This is a genomic window from Akkermansia sp. JRP_AM1 (assembly GCF_049262625.1).
GTDB classification, from domain to species: Bacteria; Verrucomicrobiota; Verrucomicrobiia; order Verrucomicrobiales; family Akkermansiaceae; genus Akkermansia; species Akkermansia massiliensis.
In genome coordinates this window covers 2,894,722-2,917,405 of the sequence record NZ_CP118234.1, presented here as the reverse complement: position 1 = coordinate 2,917,405, position 22,684 = coordinate 2,894,722, and the positions used below count along the sequence as shown (strand labels likewise).

General features: G+C 57.5%; 21 protein-coding genes, 1 other RNA gene and 1 pseudogene. 6 read left to right on the top strand and 17 right to left on the bottom strand.

The window, feature by feature from the left end:
- Window positions 1-600: 600 nt before the first annotated feature.
- Together PVA48_RS14070 and PVA48_RS14065 are read right to left on the bottom strand one after the other, a co-directional pair.
- Complete coding sequence (locus PVA48_RS14070) at window positions 601-1,488, bottom strand: tyrosine recombinase (RefSeq protein ID WP_102726310.1); 888 nt, start codon at window positions 1,486-1,488, stop codon at window positions 601-603.
- 20 nt (window positions 1,489-1,508) lie between these two features.
- Complete coding sequence (locus tag PVA48_RS14065; RefSeq protein WP_102726311.1) at window positions 1,509-2,603, bottom strand: DNA adenine methylase; 1,095 nt, start codon at window positions 2,601-2,603, stop codon at window positions 1,509-1,511.
- Between the two features lie 721 nt (window positions 2,604-3,324).
- Between PVA48_RS14065 and PVA48_RS14060 the strand changes: the two genes are divergently transcribed.
- On the top strand, window positions 3,325-3,915 hold the full coding sequence (locus PVA48_RS14060) for a hypothetical protein (protein ID WP_102749299.1): 591 nt from the start codon (window positions 3,325-3,327) through the stop codon (window positions 3,913-3,915).
- Window positions 3,916-4,040: 125 nt separating this feature from the next.
- On the opposite strand, the gene PVA48_RS14055 is transcribed toward PVA48_RS14060, so the two are convergent.
- Together PVA48_RS14055 and PVA48_RS14050 are read right to left on the bottom strand one after the other, a co-directional pair.
- A complete protein-coding gene (locus tag PVA48_RS14055) occupies window positions 4,041-5,048 on the bottom strand; it encodes a GGGtGRT protein (protein ID WP_022398298.1) in 1,008 nt (335 codons plus the stop codon).
- 45 nt (window positions 5,049-5,093) lie between these two features.
- Window positions 5,094-5,786, bottom strand: coding sequence for an iron-sulfur cluster assembly scaffold protein (locus PVA48_RS14050; RefSeq protein WP_022398299.1), 693 nt, complete (start codon window positions 5,784-5,786; stop codon window positions 5,094-5,096).
- A 215-nt stretch (window positions 5,787-6,001) separates the two neighbouring features.
- Here PVA48_RS14050 and PVA48_RS14045 point away from each other — a divergent pair, with 215 nt between their 5' ends.
- From PVA48_RS14045 to PVA48_RS14035, 3 genes are all read left to right on the top strand, one after another.
- Window positions 6,002-6,796 carry a metallophosphoesterase gene (locus tag PVA48_RS14045; protein WP_180972834.1) on the top strand — a complete coding sequence of 265 codons (795 nt, stop codon included), beginning with the start codon at window positions 6,002-6,004 and terminating at the stop codon, window positions 6,794-6,796.
- Between the two features lie 32 nt (window positions 6,797-6,828).
- The gene (locus PVA48_RS14040; RefSeq protein ID WP_146021097.1) at window positions 6,829-7,383 is read left to right on the top strand and encodes a hypothetical protein; all 555 of its coding nucleotides are present in this window, start codon (window positions 6,829-6,831) and stop codon (window positions 7,381-7,383) included.
- A 246-nt stretch (window positions 7,384-7,629) separates the two neighbouring features.
- On the top strand, window positions 7,630-8,064 hold the full coding sequence (locus PVA48_RS14035) for a flavodoxin domain-containing protein (RefSeq protein ID WP_102728207.1): 435 nt from the start codon (window positions 7,630-7,632) through the stop codon (window positions 8,062-8,064).
- A 305-nt stretch (window positions 8,065-8,369) separates the two neighbouring features.
- On the opposite strand, the gene PVA48_RS14030 is transcribed toward PVA48_RS14035, so the two are convergent.
- The 7 genes and pseudogenes from PVA48_RS14030 to PVA48_RS14000 form a co-directional block, all read right to left on the bottom strand.
- The gene (locus PVA48_RS14030; RefSeq protein WP_102728206.1) at window positions 8,370-10,394 is read right to left on the bottom strand and encodes a tetratricopeptide repeat protein; all 2,025 of its coding nucleotides are present in this window, start codon (window positions 10,392-10,394) and stop codon (window positions 8,370-8,372) included.
- 102 nt (window positions 10,395-10,496) lie between these two features.
- Complete coding sequence (locus PVA48_RS14025; RefSeq protein WP_309557106.1) at window positions 10,497-11,099, bottom strand: hypothetical protein; 603 nt, start codon at window positions 11,097-11,099, stop codon at window positions 10,497-10,499.
- 314 nt (window positions 11,100-11,413) lie between these two features.
- On the bottom strand, window positions 11,414-12,499 hold the full coding sequence (gene aroC, locus PVA48_RS14020; RefSeq protein ID WP_102728204.1) for a chorismate synthase: 1,086 nt from the start codon (window positions 12,497-12,499) through the stop codon (window positions 11,414-11,416).
- Window positions 12,500-12,630: 131 nt separating this feature from the next.
- Complete coding sequence (locus PVA48_RS14015) at window positions 12,631-12,900, bottom strand: HU family DNA-binding protein (protein WP_022398307.1); 270 nt, start codon at window positions 12,898-12,900, stop codon at window positions 12,631-12,633.
- A gap of 82 nt (window positions 12,901-12,982) precedes the next feature.
- Window positions 12,983-14,259, bottom strand: a pseudogene (murA, locus tag PVA48_RS14010) (UDP-N-acetylglucosamine 1-carboxyvinyltransferase).
- 139 nt (window positions 14,260-14,398) lie between these two features.
- An RNA gene (gene rnpB, locus PVA48_RS14005) (RNase P RNA component class A) lies at window positions 14,399-14,816 on the bottom strand.
- A gap of 91 nt (window positions 14,817-14,907) precedes the next feature.
- Window positions 14,908-15,360, bottom strand: coding sequence for a hypothetical protein (locus PVA48_RS14000; protein WP_102728203.1), 453 nt, complete (start codon window positions 15,358-15,360; stop codon window positions 14,908-14,910).
- A 332-nt stretch (window positions 15,361-15,692) separates the two neighbouring features.
- Here PVA48_RS14000 and aroA point away from each other — a divergent pair, with 332 nt between their 5' ends.
- Window positions 15,693-17,000 carry a 3-phosphoshikimate 1-carboxyvinyltransferase gene (gene aroA, locus PVA48_RS13995; RefSeq protein WP_102728202.1) on the top strand — a complete coding sequence of 436 codons (1,308 nt, stop codon included), beginning with the start codon at window positions 15,693-15,695 and terminating at the stop codon, window positions 16,998-17,000.
- A gap of 27 nt (window positions 17,001-17,027) precedes the next feature.
- Here aroA and PVA48_RS13990 read toward each other — a convergent pair whose 3' ends face one another.
- Both PVA48_RS13990 and PVA48_RS13985 read right to left on the bottom strand, forming a co-directional pair.
- Entirely contained in the window at window positions 17,028-17,366 is a 339-nt protein-coding gene (locus PVA48_RS13990; protein ID WP_102728201.1) for a YkgJ family cysteine cluster protein, read from the bottom strand.
- Window positions 17,367-17,372: 6 nt separating this feature from the next.
- On the bottom strand, window positions 17,373-18,209 hold the full coding sequence (locus PVA48_RS13985) for a hypothetical protein (RefSeq protein WP_146017785.1): 837 nt from the start codon (window positions 18,207-18,209) through the stop codon (window positions 17,373-17,375).
- Window positions 18,210-18,336: 127 nt separating this feature from the next.
- Here PVA48_RS13985 and PVA48_RS13980 point away from each other — a divergent pair, with 127 nt between their 5' ends.
- Window positions 18,337-19,242 carry a hypothetical protein gene (locus PVA48_RS13980; protein ID WP_146019543.1) on the top strand — a complete coding sequence of 302 codons (906 nt, stop codon included), beginning with the start codon at window positions 18,337-18,339 and terminating at the stop codon, window positions 19,240-19,242.
- Between the two features lie 284 nt (window positions 19,243-19,526).
- Here the strand turns inward: PVA48_RS13980 and PVA48_RS13975 are convergent, their stop codons facing one another.
- The 4 genes from PVA48_RS13975 to PVA48_RS13960 all read right to left on the bottom strand — a co-directional run bounded on the left by PVA48_RS13975 (window position 19,527) and on the right by PVA48_RS13960 (window position 22,654).
- On the bottom strand, window positions 19,527-19,802 hold the full coding sequence (locus PVA48_RS13975) for a zinc ribbon domain-containing protein (RefSeq protein ID WP_102728199.1): 276 nt from the start codon (window positions 19,800-19,802) through the stop codon (window positions 19,527-19,529).
- A 97-nt stretch (window positions 19,803-19,899) separates the two neighbouring features.
- Window positions 19,900-20,295: a sensor histidine kinase gene (locus PVA48_RS13970; RefSeq protein ID WP_423231926.1), complete on the bottom strand. Its 396-nt coding sequence runs from the start codon at window positions 20,293-20,295 to the stop codon at window positions 19,900-19,902.
- On the bottom strand, window positions 20,247-21,968 hold the full coding sequence (locus PVA48_RS13965; RefSeq protein ID WP_423231925.1) for a sensor histidine kinase: 1,722 nt from the start codon (window positions 21,966-21,968) through the stop codon (window positions 20,247-20,249). Before PVA48_RS13965 ends, PVA48_RS13970 begins: the two co-directional genes overlap by 49 nt.
- Window positions 21,965-22,654, bottom strand: a complete 690-nt coding sequence (locus PVA48_RS13960; protein ID WP_022398317.1) for a response regulator transcription factor — start codon at window positions 22,652-22,654, stop codon at window positions 21,965-21,967. The genes PVA48_RS13965 and PVA48_RS13960 overlap by 4 nt, the downstream gene beginning before the upstream one ends.
- Between the last annotated feature and the right edge of the window lie 30 nt (window positions 22,655-22,684).

The window sequence follows — 22,684 nt, the reverse complement described above, 5'->3', positions numbered from 1 at the left end:
GGAAGGGGTATCCGGATGAACTTTTAAGGAGGGAAAAGGAATTTTCCCGTTTCTGCCGCGTTATAATAGGTTAGTCAGTGAAAGACTTTTTATTTTTATGGAGAATACTTCAAAGCAGGAGAGGACGGCTAGACGGGGTTTTCAGCGACGGATGGGGATGGAAGAAAGGTTGGCAATACTGAAAACCCCTTTGAATGGAGAATATTTAATCAGGACGGGAGGCTCTGGTTCCCAGAAGTGAAGCCCACTGGAAAATACAGGGTGCATGGAATGTTCCCATGTTTTTGACAGGAAGCAGTCCCCCTGGAGAACGGAGGTTTGGTTCGTGCCTCTTTCAGGCTTCAAGCCTTCCGCTTTCCGTCCAACTGCAAAGCGGTTTCCCGGCCTTCGTACAGACGCGTGGACGGACAGCAGGAAGCGACGCATGAAAATCCCAGCAATGCTCTTATAGAAGAAGGAAAAACGGGCGGAGATTCACCCTGATTTAATACTTCGCATAATATATGTAATGCAAAATATGGAACTAGTGAAATAAACGCACTGGACTTTGATTTTAAAAGATATATGCCCGCAGAAGGCACATGGATGAGAATAGCTTTATTATCCCCTGGGATGGAAGCGGTGATGAATGGCATTCAGCCGCTGCTGTTCCAGATGCGTATAAATCTGGGTGGTGGAAATATCGGCATGCCCCAGCATTTCCTGAATGATGCGGAGGTCGGCGCCGTTCTCCAGCAGATGCGTGGCGAAGGAATGCCGGAGGATATGCGGGAAGACATGCTGTTCTATTCCCGCGGCCCTGGCGCGTTCCCGGAGAATCTGGCGTACCCGTTCCCTGGTCAGCGGCCGTCCGCGCACCGTCAGGAAAATATGGCTTTTCGTCCCCGGCTTGACCAGCCTGGGCCTCCCTTTCTCCAGATACGTCCTCAACGCCTCCAAGGCGGACCTACCCACAGGCACCAGCCGCGTTTTCTCTCCCTTCCCCAGCACGCGGACAAAGGCATCATTCATATCCAAACTCTCTAATTTGCAACTGATTACCTCACTTACGCGCATGCCGCAGGCGTAAATCATCTCCAGCAGGGCCCTGTCTCTACAGCCGAGAGGAATATCCTGAACGTCAACACTTTCAAGCAGTGTTGAAACGGTTTGCTGATCCAGCACATGGGGGAGCGACAGCCCCTGCCGGGGCATTTCCAGAAAGGCGGAGGGGTCTTTTTCCAGCATCCCCATCCCGGCCAGCCAGCGGAAAAAGATGCGCAAATGCACCATTTCCACCCGCATGGAGCTGCGGGCCATGCCGCGGGCCTGCAAATGCCGGAGGAACTCCGTAAGCGTGCCGATGTCCACACGGGAAAGATCAGCGTCTTCCGTACCCAGAAACCGGGCGAATTCCTCCAGCGTCTGCCTCACGGAAAGCTGGTAGGCGGCGCTCAAGCCTTTCTCTGCGGCCAGAAAACGGATGAAGCGTTCCAGATGGGCTTTCATGGTGTTACCTCCCCTGCCCGTTAAAACCGTTCCACCAGGAACAGGAACTCTGTCACGTTCTGCGGGCGGTTCCTCAAATTCCGGCTGCCGCGGAATGTGGCGTATGGCGTTTCCAGCGTGACGATATGTCCCAGACGGCCAAGGAAATTCGTCATTTCCTCATAACTGATGAAGCCCTCCGAACTGTACGAAAGGAGAATGAACTTGGCCGGGCAGTCCTCCAGCAGCCGGAACAGGGCCGCTGGGGCATGCTGCCGGCTGTTGTACGTGGAGCGTTTCCAATCCGCGGGAATGCCGGAAACACGGCTGGTTTCCGCCGGCTTCTCATAGGAGGACAGCAGGTTCAGCATGAAATAGTTGGAACCGTACGGATGCTGATTGTAGGGAGGGTCCAGGTACACCACATCCATCTCCGGCAATTCCGCGGCCAGTTCATTGGCGTCACGGCAGTGGATGGAAAACCGGCAGTTAAACCGGGAAAACACGGGGAACGGCAGTAAAATATCCCCCAGGATGCGGGAAAGAGCGTTGCCGGCCGTTCCGCCGAACTTGCCGACGCCGTGCCTGTCCTTGTAAAATCCCTTGAACACGCCGGATGTGTTCGTATGCACGGAAGCCTCCGCCAGAAGGGGGGCGATGAAATAGGGCCTTACCTCTTCCGGAAGCAAATCGATGGTCTGCCGGGCCGTATCCAGGTACACGGCGTTGCGGCGCGTATAAAAAACGCGGTCTTCCGGCGTGATGCTGTCCGGATTTTTGGGCGCGTACAACTCCGTGATGAACCCCGGGGACTCATGCGTCTCCATATACCGCAGCAGACGCCGGTAATGCCTCTCCAGCTCCAGATTCTCCACTTCCTCCGGATTGCTCAGGTAGCAGGTGTTGACGATGCGGCTATACTCTTCCAGATCATTGACAATCAACTCTTCCGAATGCTTTTTCAGGAAACGGGCTACAATGCCGCTGCCGGAAAACAGGTCCCCGGCCTTCAGCCTGTCCTTCCCCAGGCGGCTTTTCACCTGTTCCAGCCCCATCCCCAGGAAGTGCAGCAGGGAACGCTTGTTGCCCAGATACGTCACAATCTGTTCCGTCAGGTATCTGGGATCTTCCTCCATCTGCGACGCTGGGAGGGATGATGGCTCGTTCCGGGTCATATACAGGTCTCAACCAGCATACGGCACTCCGGCCTTTCCGTCAAGTTGTGCCGGATACGGAAATGGAAGATATGCCCTTGGAATAAGGAAGAAACCCACACCTGCTGAAAGAGACGGGAGGGAAATATATGGAAGGGAAATACATTTTGAAAATTTCCCTGAATAGTGAGGGTGCATTTCACGCACGTCTCATGAATAGAAAATAAAATCATGAATAATTCATCTATGGATCAATTCTGCTCAGAGCTGGTAGCTAAGTCCGAATCCAAGCGGTTTCCGTCCGCGTTGCGGGAATTGGGGGAACACGTGGAAACATTTTTGCAGGAGGAAGAAGGTACATGCATTTGCGGGCACGCTATTAGAGAGCACTATATCATTCAAAACGTGATCAATAGTAAAAAATTGATCGCTGGGAATTACTGTGTGAAAAAATTCATGCACATCGGCACCTCAAAACACTTTGATGCCATGGATACGATTGGATCAGGAAGCCTGACCGTACCTCGCAGGAGGTTTTTCAAATGCCTAGCCGCAAATTTGATAGACTTCCTTCGTAAAAAAAGAAGAAGGCCGCCCGCTTCCTTTCCGGAACCTCTATGTAGCGTCCCTCCCCTGCTCCATGCGGACATGCCGGAAGAAAGGCCTTTCCAAAACAGCCGTGCATGTTATAGTGCCAACAATCATGAAAAGGCATCTTCTACCCTGCTCCCTGCTCTGCATGCTCCTGGCGGCAACAACGGCCCTGGGCGGTCCCGGAGACACATTTTACGAAGCCAACCTTTCCCTGACGCGCGCCGCGCGCCTGGAGAAGGAAGGCGATTACAAGGCAGCCCTGGAAAGCGGCAAAAAAGCCGCGGAGCTGCTTCAGTCCCTGAAAAGTTCAACTCCGGAATGGAATCCGGAGTGGGTGGCCGGGAAGCTGGACGCCGCCGCGCAGTTGCAGCAGCGTGTGGAGCCTCTGGCCCAAAAGGCCGGGGAGAGCAAGAAGGCGGATTATTCCCTGAAACCCGGAGAACGGAGGGACTTTACCCTGCAACGCGCCTACAAGGCCCATGAACAGCAAAAACTGATTGTCGGCGCCGTTCCTGCTCCCGCCCCCGTTCACGGTGCGGAACCCGGGAAATCTGCCGCTCCCGCAGCTTCCGGCCGCACGGAAATCCGCGTTGTCACGCCAGCCGTGGCCAGACCGACGGTTGTTTCCAGAAGATCCGCGCCTTCTCGCGGCCTGCCTCCCCGCACGGACCGGGACGGAAGGTTCCGCATCGGGAGCTGATATGAACAAAAGCGGAAGCTTCCGGAACAGTTCCGGTTTTGCTTTTCGCCTTTTCCTTTCAACCATAAAAAAGAGCCGCTTCCCCATTCATCGGGAAAGCGGCTCTGTGAATTTTAACAGCGTTCTCAGGCGTTCTGCCTGGCGGCTTCTTCAACAGCCACGGCCACCGCTACGGAAGCGCCGACCATCGGGTTGTTGCCCATGCCGATAAGGCCCATCATTTCCACGTGGGCGGGCACGGAGGAGGAGCCGGCGAACTGGGCGTCCGAGTGCATGCGGCCCATGGTATCGGTCATGCCGTAGGAGGCGGGACCGGCAGCCATGTTGTCCGGGTGCAGGGTGCGGCCCGTACCGCCGCCGGAAGCCACGGAGAAGTACTTCTTGCCCTTCTCGTTGCATTCCTTCTTGTAGGTGCCGGCTACCGGGTGCTGGAAGCGGGTGGGGTTGGTGGAGTTCCCGGTGATGGAGACGTCCACGCCTTCATTCCACATGACGGCCACGCCTTCGCGCACGTCGTCGCAGCCGTACACGCGCACAGCGGCCTTCGGGCCCTTGGAGAAAGCCTTCTCCTGGACGATGTTCAGCTTGCCCGTGGCATAGTCGAACTTGGTCTGCACGTACGTGAAGCCATTGATGCGGGAGATGATGTACGCGGCATCCTTGCCGAGGCCGTTCAGGCAGACGCGCAGGTCCTGCTTGCGGACGCGGTTGGCGGATTTGGCAATGCCGATGGCGCCTTCAGCGGCGGCAAAGGATTCATGGCCGGCCAGGAAGCAGAAGCATTCCGTTTCATCGCGCAGGAGCATGGCGGCCAGGTTGCCGTGGCCCAGGCCCACCTTGCGGTCGTCCGCAACGGAACCGGGAATGCAGAAGGACTGGAGGCCTTCACCAATGGCTTCGGCGGCGTCCGCAGCCTTCGTGCAGCCCTTCTTGATGGCGATGGCGGCGCCCACCACGTAGGCCCAGCCGGCGTTTTCAAACGCGATGGGCTGGATGCCGTTCACGATTTCGCGAACGTTGATGCCCTTGGAAAGGCAGAGTTGTTCCGCTTCTTCAATGGAGCCGATGCCGTATTTGGCCAGGGCTTCATTGATCTGCTTGATGCGGCGGTCGTAGGATTCGAAAAGAGGCATGATGGTAATAGTGCTTGAAGTTGATATACTCTTTTTAATTCAATCTCATTCGTGACGAGGATCGATGTACTTGGCGGCCTCGTCGAAACGACCGTAGTTGCCCGTGCACTTGGCGACGGCTTCGTTGGCGTCCACGCCCTTCTTGATCATTTCCATCATCGGGCCCATGCGCACGAACTCATAGCCGATGATTTCGCCGTCTTCGTCCAGAGCCAGCTTGGTGATGTAGCCTTCGGCCATTTCCAGATAGCGGGGGCCCTTGGCGCGGGTGCCGTACAGGGTGCCGATCTGGGAGCGGAGGCCCTTGCCGAGGTCTTCAAGACCGGCGCCGATGGGCAGGCCGCCTTCGGAGAAAGCGCTCTGGGTGCGGCCGTACACGATCTGCAGGAACAGTTCGCGCATGGCGGTGTTGATGGCGTCGCACACGAGGTCCGTGTTCATCGCTTCCAGCACGGTCTTGCCGGGCAGGATTTCCGCGGCCATGGCGGCGGAGTGGGTCATGCCGGAGCAGCCGCTGGTTTCTACAAGGGCTTCCTCAACGATGCCGTTCTTGACGTTCAGCGTCAGCTTGCAGGTGCCCTGCTGGGGAGCGCACCAGCCCACGCCGTGGGTCAGGCCGGAAATATCCGTGATCTCCTTGGATTGCGTCCAGTTGCCTTCCTGCGGGATGGGGGCCGGACCATGGTTGCAGCCTTTCTTGACGCAACACATTTGTTCGATTTCGTGTGTAAACTGCATGGTATTAGGATGTTAATATGAAGATGGGCCTGCAGTCATCGGACAGCCCCACCTTGAGCGGGACGGATCATACCAGCAAAATCCCGATTGGCAAACACGAATGATTGAAAACCGGGCGAAATGCTTCATCATCAGTCCGGAGCCCGCCCCGCATGAAGTCACGCCCGCGTCATCCCCTTCTCAACAAACTTGCAATCATCTCTGTCTCAATACTGATGATCGGCTTTTCCTTATTCATGTGGGCGTGGCAGGTGGAACCCAGGCGCGTGGAAACCGTCACGACCGCGCTGGAAGTGCCGCAGTGGAAGGAAAAAGGCGGCTCCCCGCTCCGGATCGTGATCGCCGGAGACTTCCACCTGCGCCCGAACGGCGGCGACCAGGCGCGCCGGTACATGGAAAAAATCATGGAGGCCCAGCCGGACATGATCTTCCTGCTGGGGGACTACGCCAACGGCCACACCCGGGAGAGCAGCATGAGTCCGGAAACAGCCAGGGAATACTTCAAGATGCTGAAGGCCCCCCTGGGCATCTTCGCCGTACAGGGCAACCATGACCAGTACTACGGCTGGGACCTGTGGCGGAACATGTTTTCCGAGCTGGGCATCCTGCCCATGTGGAACGATTCCCTGCTGCTGCACCTCCCCGGAGGCAGAGATTTGCAGCTTTCCTCCGTTCGGGACGACTACCACCTGAGAATCAGGCCGGAGGAACTGCCGCTGCGTTTTTCCCCGGACATTCCCCACATCCTGCTCTCCCACGTGCCGGACATCTTTCCCCTGCTGGCTCCCGGCACGGCGGACGCCGTCATCAGCGCCCATACCCACGGCGGGCAGATCTGCCTGCCCGGCGGCAAGCCCCTGGCGAACATCTCCCGGGAGAAGGCCAAATTCTCCTATCCCTGGTCCCAGCTGAACGGAACCCCCTTCCTCATCACCCGCGGGCTGGGATGCAGCGTTCTTCCCCTGCGCTTCTGCTGCCCTCCGGAAATCATCGTGCTGGAAATCCAATAAAAACAATCGTTCGGAACACTCCCTGCCCTCCTATGCCCTCTCCTTTTTATTCACATGATATTTACCTGTTATTAACAGTGACGTGCATGGCCGTGGCGCTGGAATCGTGCTCCGTCCCCGTCAAGGCTCCGGAAGCCGTGGCCGGATGGTATGAAGGAACCCTCTACGAAGACAAACCCTTCTACATCACTAAAAACGCCATCAGCTGGACCAGCGGTAGGAAAAAGGCGGACTTCGGCCACTGGACCGCCGTCAGCGTGTATGACCCCACCATCCGCCTGAAAGCGGAGGGCGGTACATTCACCATCTCACCCGGCTACGGCTGGGACGGCGTCACCTGGGGAACCACCCCGCCGGACATGCTGTTCCCTTCCCTGTTTCACGACGCCATGCTGCACGCTAAAATGAATGGCGCGCCCATCGCCAGAAACCAGATTGACCTGGCCTTCTACGACCTCATGACCAGCCAGCACGCCAGCCGCAAGGGGCTTTACTACCGCTTTGTGCGCCTCTTCGGCTGGTGCTTTACCCTTCCCCAGCACCCGCACACATTGACAATCCGCCGGGAGGAATCCGGGGTAGAATAATTTCCCTGCACACATGCCGCTCCGTTTGCTGCCCTGCGGCTTGCTCGTCTCCGGCTTCAGATCTTTTCTCATGATTACTCTCCTTTCTCTGGAAGGATTTAAGCCATGGAACATGAACGGACTGAAAAAACTGACGCCCGGAAAGCCCGCAGAAGGAGGGAAAATTTGACCAGACGCATCCTGTTTTGCCTTGCCTGATTAGTTAGTTTAATCTAACTTCTGGCGTCGTAACAACAACCAGCACACATGGAAATCACCATTATCTACGGAACGGAAACAGGAAATTCGGAAAGCCTGGCCCGGGAGGCCCGGGAAAAACTGACAAAGCTCGGCCATCAGGCAACAGTGGTTGATATGGAGGATATGACGGTGGAACAGTTGAAAAATGCGGGAACGCTGCTGGTCGTCACCAGCACGTGGGGAGACGGCGAACCTCCCTCCAATGCAGAGGCGCTGTACCAGGCATTGAAGGACTCCTCGGAAGACCTTTCTACAGTCAATTATGCCGTCTTCGCCCTTGGGGATGAATTTTATGAAAACTTCTGCCAGGCAGGCAAGGACTTCGATGCCTTCCTGGAACGTTTGAAGGCGCAAAGGCTGCTGCCGGTAGCCCTGTCCGATGGGGATTATGACGCCACCTTCCCGGAATGGGTAGATGCCCTCGCGGAAAAACTTTCCTGACGTTTCTTCCTTTTTTATTTTTAAGGTGTGTAAAACGCCTCATCTTCAAATCGGACACTCCTTTAAAAAAACGCTTCTTCCGGCATCAGGGCTGGGAGAGGCGCTCTTTTTCCTGAAAAACAGGTCCCCAGTAAAACCATTTGCCGCTCCTGGGAATAAGGGACTCCGGCCCCCTTATCAACTTGCTCCCTCCGAAGCAAGGCGAAGGCTTTCAAAATTAAAATACCCTCCTTTCCTCATTATCTTGCCGCCTCAGATAAAAAGTTACAAATTCCTATCCCTCCCCTTCCGAATTCCCGTCAAGTTCAACTCAAAGGCGCCCGCGACTGGCAAAACTCCACTTTCTTCTTTCCGCCCAACCGATGAAGCCTGAATTTGGCCACATCCACCAAGTTGGCAAAATCTCTCAATTTGGGCCCGGCAATCACCTTCTCCAGATATTCCTCCCCCTCATGAATAACCGGCAAATAGCCGACCGACAGGCAGTTTTTTCCCTCCAGTACCTTGAGAGGGGAACTCTGGTCATTATAAGGATGCAAAGAAAGAATCCTCAATTCCTTTTCATCCTTGAAGGCGGCATCCTTCACCAGATGCCTCAGGTAAATGAGCATCTCCAGGGCAGCTTTTTGAGCCTTTTCGCTGATACACTCAAAAAGCATCCGAATATTCTTCAATGATTTGCCTATCTCCTGCAATTTCTTTCTTTCAGACTCTTTCAATGCGTCTTCGCAAACATTAAAATCCCTGTTTAACGAGTATTCAGAACATGCAGGGGTATAATGCACCCGACCGGAAGAGCAATCATAATACAATACCCAGTAAAGAGGGAGCTTGCGGCGCATGTCAGTCTCTTTTCCGGAGGAGGAGTCGTCCTCTTTCTGGACGGCAATCATGGACGTTTCTCCCGGTTTGGCAAAAAAGGATCGGTTAAATACCAGGCACAGCCCGGTTCCTTCCTCTCCCTTGTTTTTTCCGTAAAGGCGGAACTGGTTCAAGGAATCAATGGCAGAAGAAAAGGAAGCCTGCAATACGGCAAGATGGCTCTGAATTCTCTGGGAAGGCAGACAATCCTGTTTTAGAAATGCCTGAAAAACGGTGCCTTCCGTAGGATCATTAGCCGCAGCCAGGCTACATAACGACAGGGGATTTGCGTGACCGTCCGTTTCCGTCTGCTTTTGGAGCAAGGTTTCAAAAACCATAGAGGAAGTGTAATGCCCTACCTGCTCAAGGTCAGCGCTAAGCAAATAAAGAAGCCTATATTGTTCCACCCACAGACGGTGAATACAGGATAAATCTTTGCCGGAGCATCCACCCAGTTTTTCCCTGCTTGCCAGGACATTGAAATCTTCGTCTCCACTCCATAAATCCACCTGACTATTTTCTGACAGGCCATCCCAGAATTCCTTGCTTCCCACTAACGACCTCCGGTTTCGTTTGGCTATTTCATTACCGGCATTGATTTGAATGGCTTGAATATAACAAGCCAATGCCTCTTCCTTTTTGCCGAGATTGGATAATAAAAGCCCTTTATTGTTCAGGGCTGCATCATGATGAGGGTTGATTTCCAGCGCCTTGTTATAACAGGCCAGAGCTTCCTCCTTCCGTCCCAGGTCATCCATGACATTTCCCATGTTGTAACAGGCCGCCCCATAACCAGGATTGATTTCCAATGCCTTACTATAGCTGGCCAGAGCTTCCTCCTTTCTTCCCAGGTCATCCAGGACATTTCCCTTGTTATAATGGGCCGCATCGTAACCGGGATTGATCTCCAGCGCCTTGTTGTAGCTGGCAAGGGCCTCTTCCTTTTGTCCTAAACTTTTCAGGATAATGCCCCTGTTGCAATAAGCCTTATCATAATCAGGTCTGATTTCCAGAGCCTTGTTATAGCTGTCCAACGCTTCCTTCTTCCGGCCGAGATCGTTCAGGATATTTCCTTTATTGTAGTAGGCCGCATGGTCCCCAGGATTAATTTCCAGCGCTTTGTCATAGCTCTGCAACGCCTCCTCCTTCCTCCCGAGATCGTCCAGAATATGTCCTCTGTTGTAATGGGTTGCATCATTTCCTGGGTTGATTTCCAACGCTTTATCGTAACTGGATAAAGCTTCCTCCTTCCTTTCTAATTTTTTCAATACAATGCCCCTGTTGCAATAGGCTTTATCGTAAGCAGGGTTGATTTCCAGAGCCCTGTTATAGCTGTCCAGCGCTTCCTCGCTGCGTCCCAGGTCATCCAGGACATTCCCTTTCTTCACATAAGCCGTGAAATTTTCAGGATCAAGAGCGATCTCTCGTTCCCATTTTTCCAATTCCCCCTTCAATTTTTCTTTGTCCATGCCAAATCAATCTTGAATATATCCAATACTACCCAGCGGGAAAACCTTTGGAAAGAGGATAATAGGAATGAAAACAATTCAGGGAAGAAAAGAATCCCCGCTTTATTCCTCAATCGGCGTGGCTTCGGGAATGTATTCATTCCCGGCGGGGGCCGTCTGGCGGGTTTCCGTGACGAAGCCAAGGACGCGGTCCACATCCAGCTGGGACAGCACGGTGCGCACGTCCTGGTCTTCCAGGAAGCGGGTGAGCTTGACGTCGTTGTAAAGGCCCTGCATGTCCCCCTTCTCTACCAGCAGGCGGATGGCGGGGTCTTCGCTCAGGCTTTTCAGGCTCAGCACGCGGCTGGTGATGCGGGAGCGGGGCATGTAGCAATCCAGCTGGGTGCGGCGCTGGTCGGAGAGTTCCGGGCTGAGCGTCACCAGGTAGGCAATCATTTTTGCCAGGGAGAGGCGTTCCGGGTCGTGTTCCGGGGAGATGGCCACCAGCCAGTTCAGGTGGGGATTGTCCGTGATGGACTTCTTGACGGAGTAAATGGCGGGCAGGGAAATGGTGCGGCTGGGATCCATGTGGTACAGCGCCAGTTCGCGGGCGCGGGTCATTTCCGCCATGGAGCCGTAGTAGAAGATGCACATGACGCCCACCCAGCAGACAACCACCGCCATCAGGATGGTGGTGACGATGCCCTTGGCCCCGCCGAAGCCCATGCGCCCCCCCAGGAGAAGACGTCACTGAACCAGAACAGGCCGTGCATGAAGATGAAGAAGACTGCCGCAGCCCCCCGACGGACAGCACGGTGACCATCCATTCCCGCGGGTCGCTGGTGATGAAGGAGAGATAGGTAAAGCCGTATTTGGACAGCCAGAAGTACGCTGCCACGGCGGAGAGCACCGCCGCGCCGAACAGGAGCATCTTGATCATCCCCTTCAGCATGCCGAGCACGATGAAGCCGACCAGCAGCGCGCCCAGAACCAGGTAGAATGTGAGGGAGGAGTCCATGAATGACGGGAAAGAAGCCGCGTTACAATGCCCGCTGGCAGCGCTGGCGCAGATAGTGGTCGCACAGGCAGAGCCAGGCCATGGCTTCCACAATGGGCACGGCGCGCGGCAGCACGCAGGCGTCATGCCGTCCCCTGCCCTTGAGCCGGGCGTCCTCCCCTGCCTGGTTGACCGTCTGCTGGTCAACCATCAAGGTGGCGGTGGGCTTGAAGCCGATGCGCATCAGGATGTCTTCTCCGTTGGAGATGCCGCCCTGGATGCCGCCGGAGTGGTTGGTGACGGTATGCACATGGCCGTCCCGCATGTAAAAAGGGTCGTTGTGTTCCAGTCCGGTCATGTCCGCCGCTTCAAAGCCGGAGCCCACGGCAAAGGCCTTGGTGGCGGGAATGCTCATCATGGCGTGGGCCAGCGTGGCGTCCAGCTTGTCAAAGACGGGGTCCCCCAGTCCGGGAGGGCAGCCGCGCACCACGCATTTGACCACGCCGCCCAGGGAGTTGCCGGCGTCCCGCGCCTCCTTGATGGCGGCAATCATGGCCTCCACCACGGAGGGGTCCGCCGTGCGGACGATGTTGCTTTCAATGACGGAGGCCGTGACGGCCTCCCAGTCCACGGAGGCTTTCACATGATGCACCTGGTCCACCCAGGCTATGATCTCCATGCCGGGAAAGGCCTGCTTGAGCACGGCCCTGGCCACGGCCCCGGCGGCGACGCGCCCGATGGTTTCCCGTGCGGAGGCCCTGCCGCCGCCCGCCCAGGCGCGGATGCCGTATTTGGCGTCGTACGTGTAGTCCGCATGGGAGGGGCGGTACGTGTGGGCCATTTCATCATAGGCGGAGGAACGGTGGTCCTTGTTCCGCACGCTGACGGCGATGGGCGTTCCCAGGGTTTTGCCGTCCAGCACGCCGGAGAGTATTTCCGCGCGGTCTTCCTCCTTGCGGGGCGTCACGATGTCGCTCTGCCCCGGCCTGCGCCGGTCCAGCTCCCGCTGAATGGCTTCTTCCGTCACCGGGACGAGGGACGGACAGCCGTCAATCACCACGCCTACCCCGGCTCCATGGGATTCACCCCAGGTGGAGATTCTGAACACCTGACCAAAACTGCTGGACATGGCGGCATTCTAGACGGCGGCGTCCATCCGGTCAAGCCGTGGACTTCCGCAGCGGGACATAAAAAAACACCCCGGTCCGCAGAGGACGGGGTGCTGAAAGAAAAGTGCTCTTTTGGGAAGCAGCTGCCGTCTTAGTCCTTCAGGGCGGAAGAGGCCTTGAAAGCAACCGTCTTGGAGGCGGGAATGTTGATTGCCTTGCCGGTCTTCGGGTTGCGGCCGGTACGGGCTTCACGGGTCTTGGTAGCAAACGTACCAAAGCCGATGATCTGCACCTTGCCGGATTCCTGCACGCCTTCCTTGATGGATTCCAGCACAGCGGCCAGAGCTTCTTCAGCGTGCTTCTTGGTCGTATCGGCACCCAGCTTGTTTTGAATCAATTCGATCAGTTGAGCCTTGTTCATAGGACTTCGGTGAATAGCATATGGAGCCCTGACAGTAAAGAAAAAATGCGGTACACCGGCAAATCAGGACCCAAAAACGGCGTTAATTGTCGTCATCCGGCTGTCTTTCCACCGCGGCTCCGATCGCCAGGAGCTTTTCGTCAATCATTTCATAGCCCCGGTCAATGTGGTACAGGCGGTGGATTTCCGTGGTGCCTTCCGCCTTCAGGGCGGCCAGCACCAGCGCGGCGGATGCGCGCAGATCGGACGCCATGACGGGCGCGCCGCTCAGGCTTTCCACGCCGGAGATGACGGCGGTGCCGTTGTCCACCTTGATATCCGCGCCCATGCGCTTGAGCTCGGAGCAGTGCATGAAGCGCTGCGGAAAAATGGTATCCTTCACCACGGAGATGCCCGGCGTGGTGGCAAAGAGGGCCGTCATCTGGGCCTGCATGTCCGTGGGATAGCCGGGATAGGGGGCCGTCTTGATTTCCCCGCATTTGGGCGTATTCCCGGCAATGATGGTGACCGTGTCCCCCCGTTCGTTGAATTCCACGTGGTGGCCGCATTTCCGGAGCAGGTCCGTCACCACGGTCATGTGCTCCTCACAGACGCGCCGCAGGGTTACGCCGTCCCCCATCATGGCCGCGGCCACCATGAAGGTGCCGGCCTCAATGCGGTCCGGAATGACGGTATGGTTGCAGCCGCGGAGTTTTTCAACCCCTTCAATGACAATCCGGCGCGTTCCGGCGCCCTGGATATGGGCGCCCATCTTGATCAGGAAGTTCGCCAAGTCCACCACTTCCGGCTCGGATGCGGCGGATTCAATGACGGTGGTTCCTTCCGCCAGCACGGCGGCCATCATCAGGTTGTCCGTTCCCAGAACGGTGGGGCCGTGATCGCCCCTCAAATCTATGGTGGCTCCCTTCAACCCCGGGGCGCTTCGATAACCAGGTTGCCGCGTTCAATCTGCACCTGGGCGCCCAGAGCCTGAATGGCCCGGATGTGCAGGTCCACGGGACGGTCGCCGATCACGCAGCCGCCCGGCAGCGGAATCACGCACCGCTGCATGCGGGCCATCAGGGGGCCCATCAGGCAGATGGAGGCGCGCATCTTGCGCACCTGTTCATAGGCGGCTTCGGAATGCAGGTTCCTGGCCTCCACGCGCACGTTGCCGCTGGACCTCTCCACGGAGGCGCCCAGCTGGCCCATGATCTGGACCATGAAATTGGTATCGGAGACATCCGGCACACGGCGCACCACCACAGGCTCATCCGTCAGCAGGGATGCGGCCAGAATGGGCAGGGACGCATTTTTGGACCCGCTGATATTGACGGCTCCCCTCAGCGTAAAACCTCCGTGTACAACAAGCTTCTCCATAGTGGGTGGCAATTAGGTGACGGATTCTACACATTTGAGACGCCCATGCAACCCCAAAGAGCCCCCGGAACCGGACAATTTCCCGGACGTTTCCCTTCACGGAAAAGGAGGCGGAAAACATCCCGGCAAAAAAGACAGGGGCCGATCAGGTTCTGTAAGCCAGATTTTGTCCACCGGCCAAAGCCGGCTGTGCGGTCATTTTTCTCACGCGGTCTGCGGTGAAGCATTCCGCGCGCCCGTTCGTCTTACGGAACGGATGCGACTAATACCCGGGGATCCGGCGGGCAGGCAACCCTTCCCCTGTTTGTCTTGCATCGCGCGGGGTTTACCATGCCTCCTCGGTCGCCCTCGGAGCGGTGAGCTCTTACCTCCCCTTTTCACCCTTGCCCGCATGGGGATGAACCCCATCCGGGCGGTTTGTTTTCTGTGGCACTTTCCGTCCGGGAACCCTTGGGAGGTTCCCGTCTCCCGCTTTCACGGGACACGCTGCCTTGTGATGTCCGGACTTTCCTCTACCCCGGTCCGAAGACCGGAACAGCGACCACCCGAACCTGATCGGCACGGACTACATACGCTTTCAGCGGCGCGCGGTAAAGCCCAAAGCAGGACGGAGGGCATTTTTGTTCCCTTGCTTGTTCTCATCCGGGCTTAGGAAATCCCAGGCTCCTTCAGGCACGCCTCATAGCACGCTTTGTTAAGTGCCTTGCAAACGGCGGTATTGCCGCTCGCGGCAGGTACCGGATGAAATTTCTTTTCTCCTGGGGCATGCAGAAAAACGGCCGCCTCTTCCGGCTGAAGAGAGGCGCCTTTAGCCCATCCTTCCTTTAAGAGGATTTTGGCCAGGGATTCCACCTTGTAGGCGTCGCCTTTCAGAAATACCTTTTTAACAGGGTACTGCTTCCCCAGCGCATTCGCATATAAGGCGAACGGCCTTCTCTCCACCTCCACTCCGTCATCTTTCAACGTGACGTCGTACACAAGAGCACCGATGCTGACATGTACGGCCGCTTCCGCAACGGGCTGCACGGATTGGCGCTGGGAACAGGCGGCCACGACGTTCAGCGCGGTACAGAGAAAGACAGTCCGGACAATAAAGCTCATCAGCCTTTTTTATTCCATACTGCATTGAATGTCAATATCGAATAATCCTTTGAAACAAAGTAAAGCGGCCACAGGATCACTCCCGTGGCCGCTCCAACTTACTACCTATGAAAACCAGCTTGATCCATTGATCCTGAAAAGCTCTCTCCTTCCTTTCAGGCGGATGCAGCCGATAACGCGCCTTAATATACGTCACCGTTCCGGAAAATCAACCCCATTCTGGACCGCCGCCCAGCGCCTTACCGGAGTCCCGGCGCTATCCTCTCCCCTCCCGCCCGTCTCGTAATTGGCTTGATTCAGCGGCCAATACAGGGTAGTTCTTCCGGACGTCCATGAACCTTCGCTCCCATTCCATTTCTTCCCTGCAAGGGGTACTGACCGTACCCGGAGACAAAAGCATTTCCCACCGCGCCGCCATCCTGGGCGGCCTGGCGAAGGGAGTGACGGAAGTGGATAATTTCCTGTGCAGTGAAGACTGCCTGAATACCCTGCGCGCCATGGAGCAGTTGGGGGCCAAGGTGGAAGTGCTGGAAGAACGGGAGGGGTATGGCCCCGTCCGCTTCCGCATAACGGGCGTCGCCATGAAGCCCGCGGCTCCGGAACGGCCCATCGACTGCGGCAATTCCGGCACGGGCATGAGGCTGCTGGCCGGCATGCTGGCTGCCTGCCCCTTTGATTCGGAAATGTTCGGGGACGCCTCCCTGAGTTCCCGCCCCATGGGCCGCATCATGCAGCCTCTGGAACAGATGGGCGCTCGGATTGAAGCCCGCGGCGCCAAGCCGGGCTGCGCTCCGCTGTTTATCCACGGCGGCCGGGTGCGCCCCATTTCCTACACGCTTCCCATGGCGAGCGCCCAGGTGAAGAGCGCCATCCTGCTGGCCGCCATGTTTGCCGACGGCGCCACCACCGTGCATCAGCCCGCCGTCACCCGCGACCACACGGAGCGCCTGTTCCGCCATTTCAGCGTGCCCTGCACGGTAGACGGCCTCGCCGTCAGTACCCAGGGTCCGGCGCTCCCAGCCGCCCATGACCTGACGGTTCCCGCAGACATCTCTTCCGCCGCCTTCTGGATGGTGGCCGCCGCCAGCCGTCCCGGCTCCCGCCTGACGCTGCGCCAGGTGGGCCTGAACAACACGCGGAACGCCGTCATCAGCGCACTGAAACGGATGGGGGTGCGGATGGACATTGTGACCACTTCTCCGGAGGATGCGGGCGAACCGTACGGGGATATTACCGTGTACGGTTCGGATTCCCTGCACGGCACCAGCCTGCTTCCGGAAGAAATCCCCAACCTGATTGATGAAATCCCCATCCTGGCCGTGGCCGGAGCCCTGGGCCAGGGAGACTTCATCGTCCGCAACGCCCGCGAACTGCGCGTCAAGGAAACGGACCGCATCGCCACCACGGCGGCCAATCTCCGGCTCATGGGGGTGGACGTGGAGGAATTTGACGACGGAATGGTCGTCCACGGAGGCGCTCCCCTGAAAGGCGCGGAATTGCCCAGCTACGGAGACCACCGCATCGCCATGAGCTTCCTGGTGGCCGGATTCAGCGCACAGGGAGATACCGTGCTGGCGGATGCGGAATGCATCAATACCTCCTATCCCGGCTTTGAACGGGATCTGGCGCAGTTCCTGTAAACAATCCTGAAGAAGCGCCGGAGGCTTTTATTCCTTTTCCACTTCCCTGGCACGGCACAAGTCCCGCCAGCCGGGGAAGTTCCATTTGTTGGGGAAGTCCCGGCACTGGCGCGGTTTGACGGGATTGATCCGGCAGCCGCCTTCCGCCAGCATCATGCAGGCGCCGTCCTCCGCATCCCGGATGGACAATCCGCGCCGGTTGGCCCTCAGGCGGCAGCATTCGTCAATGAAGGCCTGCTCGTCCATGTGGAGGAAACGGGAGATTTCCCGGACTTCATCCTCCTCAATGCACACGTCTCCGGCCCAGCGGCAGCATGCGCCGCACCTAGTGCATTCATACCGCACCGCCTTTCCGCTTTCCGCCATGCGCCTTTAAGTGAAAATTCCCCTGATGACGCCTATGTTCATGTGGGCGTCCCTCCACCGCGGGTTGTTGACGGCGGTTTCAAAGTCCTGCGGCAGTTTTCCGATGGTGCCGGGAGCCTGCGCCAGCCCGGTCAGAATCTGCCTGATTCTGGAGCGGGCGATGAGGGTGGGCTGGTTGGTCCATTGGAAAACCTCACTGTCAATGATGTAGCCTTCATCAATCTTGGTAATGTATTCGGGAAAGCGCAGATGGGGATTTTGTTCCACATAAACGCATCGGCCGATGGAACGCTTGGAGCGGAAAGGATGGAAGAAGCGCCGGATGCTCTTGATCCAGTCCGGTGCTTCCGACAGGCCTTCCGCATGCACCCACATGGTGGCCAGCTGCTCCACGGGATAAAAGTAGGAATACGTATAGGCGGCCTTGTAGCGCGTGCAGCCGCGCCAGGCATGACGCAGGCGCACCATGTCCGCCTGGCCGGAAATCAGCAGCTCCACCGCTCGTTTCAACTGGTTTTCCAGAGTTTCCCCGCGCAGGTGCTCCCAGATCATGCAGTCATCCTCAGCCAGCAGCACGTAATCCGTATCCAGCGCGTTGACCGCCGTATGGAGCGCCCCTATGAAGCCGCCCTCCGCCGGAGAAGACTCCGCGGAAAGTCCGTATGAAAGCGCCGTTTCACATACTTTGCCAGCGCTTTCCGGAAAAACGACGCAGGCCTCGTCAAAATAATTCAGAAGCCCGGACCTCTCATAGGACGCCAGCGTCATGGCCAGCGTATACGGGGCATTATCACACAACAGGGCCAGGCCGATTTTTTTATCTTGAAAGAGAATTCCCATCACGTAGAACGTTTTTGCAGTCTAAGACAATAGGAAGCCCGTTTCCAAGCAAAATAATTTTAAACAAATGTACTTTTATCCCGCCGCTTTTCAAGCAAAGGGAAAAAACACCCCACCCCGTTTCAACATCATGAAAGCATACGTTATTTTAAAAAACTCGCTGCTGGCAGCCGCCCTCGGATGCGCCCTGTCCAGTTGCTATGATCCTTATTATGACAGTTTCAGCGTATCAGGCTCCTACAGCAGCGGCGGCTCCGGCATGTCCTACATGTATGACAACTCCGGCTATCCCATTTACGGATATTACGGAGGCAGGCCCATCTATGCCTATGACACGTTCGGCAGCCCTATTTATTCCATCAGCCTGATCCGCCCGAATTACTACATCCCCACGTGGGGACCGGCCCCCTATTACCGCGGGCACTACATCCGCCCACATTACTGCCGCCCCATGGCGCGTCCGCCGATGAAGCCCCAGTACAGGCCGGATCATTTCCGTCCGGACCACCGCCCGGGCAACAACAGGCCGGTTCCGCAGCCCGGCAGGCCCAACCACCGCCCGGACTTCGGAAAACCCGGCAATTCCCACCGTCCGCCCGTAAGTAATCCGGGCGGCAGCCATAACCGGCCGGGAATAGGCCAGCCCGGCGGCAGCCACGGCAGGCCGGACTTCGGAAAGCCGGGACAGCCCTCCCGCCCGTCCGTCAACAATCCCCACCGCCCCGGCTCCGGCAATTCCGGGAGCACGCATCGTCCGGGCATCAGCCGTCCGGAGGGGAACCGGCCCTCCAGGCCTGACTTCGGGCGTCCCAGCCGTCCATCCACGCCCTCCTCCAGGCCATCCGCCTCCCGTCCGGGTCATTCGGGCATGAACCGTCCCAGCAGCCCTCCATCCGTTTCCAGGCCTTCTTCCCCGCCGCCGTCCGCCAGCGCGCCCAGCAGGCCGTCTTCGCCTCCTGCGGCTGCGCCGTCCCGTCCGTCTCCCTCACCACGGCCTTCCGGCCCCGGAGGCTCCCATGGACCGCAGAGGAGATAATCCACCCCTGAAACCCTGAAAGGTTCTCCCCATGGGGCTGTTTTGAGCAAGGCGGGCAAACCGGAGGAAGACAAGCCCCGGATCATGTTATGAACCGGGCCTCCGGCCAGCAGGAGAGCCGAAAGCGGACAAGGAAAAAGGGTACTTTAAACAATATGCGTCCGCCTTCCTGGGGTTTTTAAACATTCCAGGACATCCCGTACCGCAGGGAGAAGGCGGCCAGCGAACAAAGGAGAAAAGGACAGGCCCTTCCCTGTGAATAAGGGATGGAACGAAAAGACGTTCTATTGTTTTTTCCAGCGTTTCAGCGTGGGAAAAAACAGGGTCATTTGGGCAATGGCTTCCTCTTTCGTGTAGGAGGAACCATTCTCCTTGTTGAATTCCTCCACAAACCGGGCGCAATGTTCAATCATCTGCTCCATGGTGCATTCTGACGTAAATGCGCCGTCCTGAAAGCAATAATGGCAATATTCCTCACTGGAGGTTCCGTCATGGTTGGTGCCGCAGTCTTCCCTGCTTCCCAGAGGCATGCCGCAGCTTTGGCAGAATGGAGTATTCATAAAAGGAAATGGTTCTTGAAAAATAAAGAGGGTGAGGAAAGGATTAAAACCTGAATGACGGCTGATTTAAAGAATTTTGTTTTTCCGGAACAGGCCCTCATGCCCTGGAAAGGGGAATCCTGAGGGCAAAGCGGCATCCGTGGGAACTTTCTTCCAGGCACAAGTCTCCGCCCATGCTTCTCGCCAGTTCCCGGGATAAAGCCAGCCCCAGCCCCACGCCCGGCTGTTTTCCGGCGGCCTCCTCCGCGGATCTGGAAAAGGGACGGAACAGCTTCCCTTTCAGGGAATCGGAAATGCCTTTCCCTTCATCCTCCACACGGATGACCAGAAAACGCTTTTCCCGTGCCAGTTCCACCTTCAGGACGCTGCCGTCAAAACATGCGTATTTGGCGGCGTTGTCCGCCAGATTGTACACGATCTGCTCCACGGCGGTCATGTCCGCAGTCACGGCCTCCGCTTGCAGCTCCGGAGCCACGTAAAGCTGGGAGTCCATGCCCGCGGCGGCCAGCCGGGGGAGATGCGGGCAATGACGGCGGAGGCGAGGTCCGTCACCGGAATTTTTTCCGGCTGGAGGGAGACCGAATTTTTCTCCACCCGCGCGTAGCTCAATACGTTGTCCACCAGGTGCGTCAGCCTGCCCGCCTCATTTTTCAGAATATCCACATAGGCCATTTCCCTGCCCTTGGGAACCAGTCCGGAAGAAAGCATTTCCGTGTACATGTTGAACGTAGTCAGAGGCGTCCTTAGTTCATGCGTCACGGCGGAAACGAATACGGCGCGGCGTTCGCTCAGGCGGATGAGGCCGATCATGAAGCCAATGACCCCGCACAGGGCCAGAAGCCCGCAAAACCACGCCATCGCCATGGAATTCCAGACCGTCCGCAGGGAATTGGCGGGCATGGAGGGAAGATTGCCCGGATTCAGCATGGCGGGAATTCCGGCCAGGGTCAGATAGCTTTCCTCCCGCCCGTCGGCGGGAGACAGGGTGGCCTCCGGCAAAATATCGGCTACGGACTCCAGCAGGTAGGCGGATAACTTGCCCCAGTCCAGCCAGATTCCCTGCACCCATACCTGGCCGTGGTCCGAGATGCGGCGCGTCAGGAAACATTCCTTCCCCTGCTGCCATCTGGGCTGGAGGGAGGAAATGGAGAACTCCCTGTAACTTTCCGGAGTTTTGGCGAACCCGTCACGGCGGGTGACGGACATTTCCGCCAGGCTTTCCTTTACCGGAACCGGATTCGCCTTTTGTTCATGAACCTCAAACTGGACCATCTTCCCGTCCAGAGTCAATGCCGCGGCACCCATATCCAGGAGAGCCGCAATATCGCCGGCCCCGCTTTCCAATTTTTTCCCGGTCCTTTTCAAGGAACCAGCCACATCCAGGCAATCCCCTTCCCCTTCCGGACTTTCCATGCCATTCACCTCCCCTGAAACGACCAGCCGTCCCGAATCCGCAATCTCCTTCTTTGCCCGCCGGGGAGGCTCCATGGCTTTCTTTTTCACCTTGACGCTGACATTGTACTCCTGCTGGCTGTTGGAAAGGTTTTTACGCATGTTGTAGTCTTCCATTCCCTGCTGGAAAGCCTTCCTGCTTTCCACTGCCAGCTCCTGCTGCAAGCCGTTCTTCTGCTGCTCCCTTCCATCCATGATGGCGACGGAAGTCACCTGTACCGCTTCTTCCGCAGGGGGGGCGGTCTCCGGCTGCACGGCATTCCCCGCGGAGATGGAGGCAGGCCTCGGCAAATTCTTCATGGCATCCACCACACGGCTGCCCCAGCCGGATCTTCCCAGTTGCAGGACATATTCCAGCCGTTCCCTGTCCTTCTGGGGAGAGGAAACGTTTCCCCGCGGGTCTATCTGGAAATACAGCTTGGCAAAGCCGGACAAATCCGGCATCGCACCTTCCTCCTTGCGGACTTCCGCCAGCGCGTTCCCCTGGAAATATTCTCCGGGAGAACGGTTGTTCTCCCCTGCGATCATGGAGGCCAGCAGGGAATCCATGCGCCACAGGGCCAGGCGGCTCTGCTCCACCAGGCGGATCTGGTGCGTTTCCGCCAGCCTGCGCTTCTCCGCATCCAGCATGGAATGGCTGAGCCATCCCATCACCCCCAGCAGAATCAGCAGGCAGGACCACAACAGCAAATGGAAGGAAAAACGGCTGCTCATGCTCCGTCCTCCCAAACATATCCCCGCCCTCTCAGGGTGCGGATGACGGCGGAGTTCCTTTTCCCCATTTTTTCCCGCAGGCGGGCGATCGTGGTGTCAATGCTCCGCGTTTCCACCAGCCGGGGGTCCATCTTCCAGACCCTCGCCAGGATTTCCTCACGGGTGATGATTCTTCCGGCATTGGCCGCCAGATGGCGCGCCAGGTCAAATTCCTTGGTGGTCAGCACCACCCGCTCCTCCCCCAGAACCAGGGCGCGGGCGGCAAAATCCAGATGCCCCTCCGGCAGCATGACGCGGTTGACGGCGCTAGGCCTTTCCGGGGACCGCCTCAGCACGGCCTCTATCCTGGCCAGCACTTCCAGCAGGCTGAAGGGCTTCACCACATAATCGTCCGCCCCCAGCTTCAGCCCCTTCACCTTGTCCGCCTCCGCGCCCTTGGCGGTGAGCATCAGCACCGGAACGGTGGAGCGGTCTTCCCTGATGCGTTTCAGCAGTTCAAAACCGTTCGCTCCGGGCAGGACTACATCCAGCAGGGCCAGGTCATACTCCTCTGCATGAATCATCTCCATGGCCTCATAACCGTCCCTGGCGGACAAAACGTCATAGCCGGACACCGCCAGGGCGTCCGCCAGGCCGTTTCTAATGGCATGATCGTCTTCTACGACCAGAATGCGGTAGCGGTGCATGTGCGGAATAATCTATCAAATAGGAACGTT